Annotated in this window: 4 protein-coding genes and 1 pseudogene; all 5 read right to left on the minus strand. The window is 60.8% G+C overall.

What is annotated here, in order from left to right; translation table 11 throughout:
• Window positions 1–2: 2 nt before the first annotated feature.
• Window positions 3–194 (minus strand): annotated as a pseudogene (hrcA, locus tag I55_RS17010) (heat-inducible transcriptional repressor HrcA); the annotation flags it as partial.
• Window positions 195–234: 40 nt separating this feature from the next.
• Window positions 235–696: a type II toxin-antitoxin system VapC family toxin gene (locus I55_RS38530; protein WP_252181187.1), complete on the minus strand. Its 462-nt coding sequence runs from the start codon at window positions 694–696 to the stop codon at window positions 235–237.
• A complete protein-coding gene (locus I55_RS17020; RefSeq protein WP_199902618.1) occupies window positions 693–1,421 on the minus strand; it encodes a type IV toxin-antitoxin system AbiEi family antitoxin domain-containing protein in 729 nt (242 codons plus the stop codon). The genes I55_RS38530 and I55_RS17020 overlap by 4 nt, the downstream gene beginning before the upstream one ends.
• Window positions 1,402–3,123 (minus strand): GTPase, encoded by a 1,722-nt coding sequence (locus I55_RS17025; protein ID WP_044561776.1) that lies wholly within the window; start codon window positions 3,121–3,123, stop codon window positions 1,402–1,404. The genes I55_RS17020 and I55_RS17025 overlap by 20 nt, the downstream gene beginning before the upstream one ends.
• On the minus strand, window positions 3,124–5,180 hold a 2,057-nt coding region (locus I55_RS33185; RefSeq protein ID WP_199902619.1), incomplete at its 5' end, for a GTPase.

The following is a 5,180-nucleotide window of genomic DNA, read 5'->3' on the forward strand; positions in this document are numbered from 1 at the left end:
ATTCAGCCGGTCCCGGGGACCTCTAGAGTCATGATGCGGGCGTAGTTGATGCGGGTGGGGCCGATGACGCCGATGGCGCCCACGATCTGGTCCTTGCCGTTGGTGTAGGGCGAGACGATCAGGGAACAGCCGGCGTGGCTGAACAGATTGTTCTCCGCCCCGATGAAGATCTGCACGCCCTCCGCCTGGCCCGTGCCGGCGGATGTCAATGGGCGGCGCTTGAGCCAAAAGGCCTCAGGCGGACAGGACCTCCACCGCGCGACGTTTCGCGGCGGCGATAAGGGCCGCGTCACAGGACGCGAGCGGGATCCGTTTGCGCAGCGCCAGCTCAAGATACGCCGCGTCATAGAGGGTCAGATTTTCCTCGCGCGCGATCTGCCGGGCCGTGGACCAGGCGTGGCGCTCGGTGTCCTCATCGCCAAGAATCGCCAGGCGTTCCAGCCGCGCCAGTGAACGGTCGACGTGCGCCTCATCGCACCGGCCGCGCCGCGCCGCGTTGCGCAGCACGTTGAACAGCATGGCGCCCTTGAGCACAAACCGATCCCGATAGGCGGACACGCCGAGCCGGTAGAGAAACCGCTCGATAGCGTAGCGGGTAAGCGCGAGCTGGACGTCTTCCTTGCGCTCCTGGGCGATGCGGGTGAGACGCGCCCGGACGGAAGCGCCGATGTTTTTGAGCGGCGGTTTGGCGGTCACAGGATCGCCTCCATATAAGGGCGCATGACGTTCTGCACGCGGTCGATGGCGGCGAACCGCCAGAGGTCATCGGCGGTGGCGCGGCGGGTGCGGATACAGTCCTTTAGCGCTTCGATGGCAACATCGAGGCCGATCTGGCTGCGATATTTGAAACAGTCGGCGACGGTCTTGGCCGGGTTGGTGATGGGCACCTCCACCTGCTCGATGACGTGAATTTCGACGCCCTCCGTCAGGGCCTCGCCGGTGGCGCGTATGATGCGCAGCGACACCGGAGGATTCTTGGGCGCCCATTTCTTGTGGCCGATCAGCAGCCAAATCTGATGGGGCAGTTGCGTGGTGAGGCTGTGAAACTTGAGCGCGGACAGCAGGCAGATAGCGCCATGGGGCACGGCCCGGGCCGCCTCGGCGAGGCTATGGGATGCGGAGCTTTCCACGTTGGCAAGCTGGTAGAGGCCACGGCCCATGCGCACGAGAAGGCCCTGGTCTTGTAGCCGCCGCAGCGTGGCGCGCGGAACGCCCGCCGCATCGAAATCACGCGCACGCGCAATGCCACGCTCCTTCGCGATGGTGAGCGCGCGGTCCTTCAGGGGTTCCCTTGGCCGCGTTTCGTTGGCAGCGACTGGCATGTTCCGTATACTCGGCAATAACTGAAAAATGCCGAGCATTTGTATCACGCCTACCTTCGCGATGCAATCGGACCGGCGATCATAACTGGCTTGGTTCACCTTCAGGAGGCTCCACATATATGCCTCGCATTATGGTGTTGCGAAGATGCGTGCATCGCTCCATGACGCGGGCGATCTTCCTGGCGGTCTCTTCCATCTGCGACCCCTTCACCGCGACTGCGGCCTGCTCTGCGTCTAACGTCGCCAACGCTTCAGCGACGGGGCCTTGCGAAATGGCAATTATGCCAGCCTCCAGGGTGTCGGCTTCCAGTTTGGCTTGGTCCGCGAACGTGTTGCGCAGAGAGATTCTCATTTCTGCGAGATACTTCGCCTTTTCGTCTTTTTCCTTCTCCTCCCTATACTCTAGGTAGAAGTCCAGCGCGACTATTAGGTAGGGAATAGTTTTTCCAACTTTACCGGCAATCTTCGCCAGCTTTTCACCTGCCTTGACCGCTTCATGGGGACGGAACTTCTTTCCCATGGCCTTGCCAATTTTATAGACGACGTCCCTAATCCCCTTCGCGTTCTTGGCGGCCAATTCCAACCCTTCCTGAAGCGGCTTGGCTGCGGTCTTGCCTAGTTTCGCAGCGAGTTCGTTCCCACCCGGCCTTTCCCCATCAAATTTCACGCCGACCGTGGCACCTCGTTCGCCCGACGCGCCTACCTCCTTGGCCAGCGGACTGTCACCGATCTCGTCAAGTTTGGCTCGGGCATCGTTCAGAGCAGCCGAAACGTCGGCGGCCACAGTGTCGTGCAGGCTGTCCAACTCTCCGGTCGCAGCTTTCATTCCAAGCTGGAACAACTCCTCCAGGTTCTCACCCGTGGTGAGTTCGTCGATCTGCTTCACGGCAGCATCAGCCAAGTTGAGGACCTTCGAGTATGCGTGTTGTTTCCATGTTTTCCGGACATCGAGAAGTCGGCTTTGTAACCGCTGGAGCACTGCTCGTTGACGCCGGACGATCTCCAGCCGCTTCCTGTCCATATCTGACGGCGCGAGAGATGCCTGCAATGAATCCAGAACGCTGACGACGATTTGTAGCGGCGCCGTCAGCCGACCGAGAGTTCCCGCGTCGTCTACGAAACGGTTGATGCCCTCGGTAAGCTCCGGGATGCGGCTCTGCCTGACGAAACGCTCTTTAATTTCGGCTGAGGTCATGCCTGTCTGGAGGTATTTCGACGCCGAGCAGAAATAGATGGGGACGTCCTGATGGGGGCCGAGTACCTTTTGAATTTCGCTGCGGAGAGTTTCCTCGGGGTTGGACTCGCGGTCGACCTTATTCAGAATTAGAGCGGTCTTTTTCGCCAGATCAAGCCCCCCTTTGTCCAGAATGAACCTCAGATGCCTAGCAAGGCGTGGGTTGAATAGCTCGTTCGTGATAACGAACAGCACAAGGTCCGCCCCGACAGTTGCTTCCCGAGCGATCCTATCGTGGTCGGTATCGTCTTCATGCGCCTGGATGCCGGGTGTGTCCACGAGCATGATGCCTTGCCATGGATACTCGCACGTTTCAGCGGTGCAGACATCAGCGTCAATCTTGATTTCGGTCCCCGTTAGGGCGCGAATCAGAGACGACTTTCCGGCGCTGAACTCGCCGATGACAGCGATCCGAAGTGGCGCGTTGGTGGCCACGCGTTCTCGGGCGTCTGACATAAGGCTGCGGAGAAGCGCTGAATCGGGGGTGTCGGCCTGCGTGACGAGTTTTTCTGCTTCGCCCATCACCGCAACCAATTCCTCGAAGTACCGCGAGAAGGCTATCGTCATTTACTTCTCCACAACAACAATGTTAACGCCGATCAGTTTGCTTGCGAGCCGCACGTTAACGCCGCGAGGCCCGACCGCAGCCCGTAAAACGGTGGGCGAGGCGACGCGTACGCGCGCAGTTGTCTGCCCCTCTCGGATGGAAATCGAGACGGTGGCAGGCTCTCTCGCACGTAGGCCCAGGGCCTGGATTACTTGGGTTTCCAAATCCTCCCCGGCGTCGACCAAGTCGAGTTTGCCGTTGCCGAGGGCTTCCGCTATCCGGCGAATGCGCGATCCTTGGCTGCCTACGCAAGCGGCCACTGCATTCACGCTGTTGATCGCAGACGAAACGGCTACCTTGGTCCGGTGCCCGATCTCGCGGGTCACAGCCGTGACGCTTACGGCCCCGCTTTCGCATTCATGCACCACAGCCGCGAACAGGTCTCGAACCAGACCTTCGTTCACCCGATCCGCAATTTCGTCCAACCCGTCTAGGGTATGCACGGTCGCTTGCCACAACTGGCGCGACGAGTCGCTGACCGGACGCGCAATTTCCTCGACCATCTGCGTCTGCATGTCCTTCGCCTTGTCGAGCCATTCGTCGCATCGTGTGCGGACGGCGCGGTAATCTGCCCAGAGACGCTCGCGGAGCTTTAAGGCTATCTCTTCACGCTTCTCATACATGTCCCTCTTGGAGGAGCGCTCCCATTCCTCCGTTGCCTTGCGGGCCAGTTCCTCCCCGGCGAATCCGACGACGCCGACCACCACCACCGCCGCCAACGCCGCCCATCCTGTCGGGTTCCAGAAATTGGTGACTGCCCACCCGGCGAGGAGGGAGGCCCCAGTTCCGCCTACCACCCTTATCCCTGCCCGCGCATACTTGTTCTTTTTCTCTCCGTCCTGGGACTCATAGTACCGCCCCAGCCGCTCGTCCATGCCGTCGGCCTTCGAGAACTGAAAGTCGAAATTGGCGGCCTGCACTTCGGCTTCGACCTCTTCCTTAAAATCCTGTTGGGCGGCCGCGACAAACCACTGGGGTGCCTCGGTAACCCCGTTCCTCCTCAACAGATCCTTCCACTCCGCGTCCAGCTCGGCACCACGCCCTCCAGCCGCAATCACCTCGTCGATCATTCCTGGGATCGCATCGCTGGCAGTCTGAAAGCGCGCCCGTAGCAGAGGGAAGCGTCTGGCGACGCGCCCCCTGGCACGCTCAGTGCCGTCTCGGAGCCGCCGAGATATCTGGTCCATGTTCCCCATCACTTGGCGGAACTCCCCGGCCAAAGGCCGCAACTCGTCCTTCAGCGAGATGAGATAGCTCAGCAGCAAGTCCCTGGGTGTCCGCAGCCGCGCCAGCCGCGCATCCTGTCTGACGAAGTCTTCAATCCTTCCTTCAAGGTCGGAGAGGCGACTATGCTTTCTGAGGAGGGAACGGTCGCCGACGCCTTCAGGGAGTTCCATTTGGCTCTTGGCAAGCCACGCAGCCCTGGCGTGTATGGGAATGACGCGCGGCGGGAGCATCCCAAACCGTTTCTCCAGATAGCCACAAATCCGGCGTGTGTGCCCATCGATCTCATCTTGCTTGAAAACGAGCACCGGGTTGTCCACCAGGAGGTCCAGGTCTTCATCGCTGGCTTTGACGTTGAGCAGAACGGTCACCCCCTTGCTCTGCGTCCTGATGGCCCCGAATCGTTCAAGCTCGTCCGCAGTCGCCTTGTCGTCGGTGAGCAGGAAGAGAATGTGGTCGCTCCTCTCTATGAACCGCTCAGCCATCTCGGCGAGGGCGTCTCCCTCGAAGCCGTCGATGCCGGGGGTGTCCACGATGCGGAGGGCGGGCGTATTAGGTTTGCCACCGTCAGGCTGACGGGGATAATAATAGGTGCGGATCTCGGTTGTGGTATGCTGTCTGCCGACGCCAATGGAAGCGCCATCGCCGGCGGTGAGGGCCTCCATGGTTGTGCTTTTACCTGCCCTCGTCCGGCCGAAAAGCATTATGGTGACGAAGGCTGCGTCGCGTTCCACGTCGGCGAAAGCGTCCGATAACTCCGTCGCCGCGCGGCTGAGCAGGACATCCAGTTTAG

The sequence above is a fragment of the Azospirillum sp. B4 genome, assembly GCF_000333275.1.
Taxonomy (GTDB): domain Bacteria; phylum Pseudomonadota; class Alphaproteobacteria; order Azospirillales; family Azospirillaceae; genus Nitrospirillum.

Bases quoted from the DNA above. Each gene is read 5' to 3' on its own strand.
- I55_RS17025 (WP_044561776.1), bottom strand. From the start codon at position 3,123: ATGACGATAGCCTTCTCGCGGTACTTCGAGGAATTGGTTGCGGTGATG.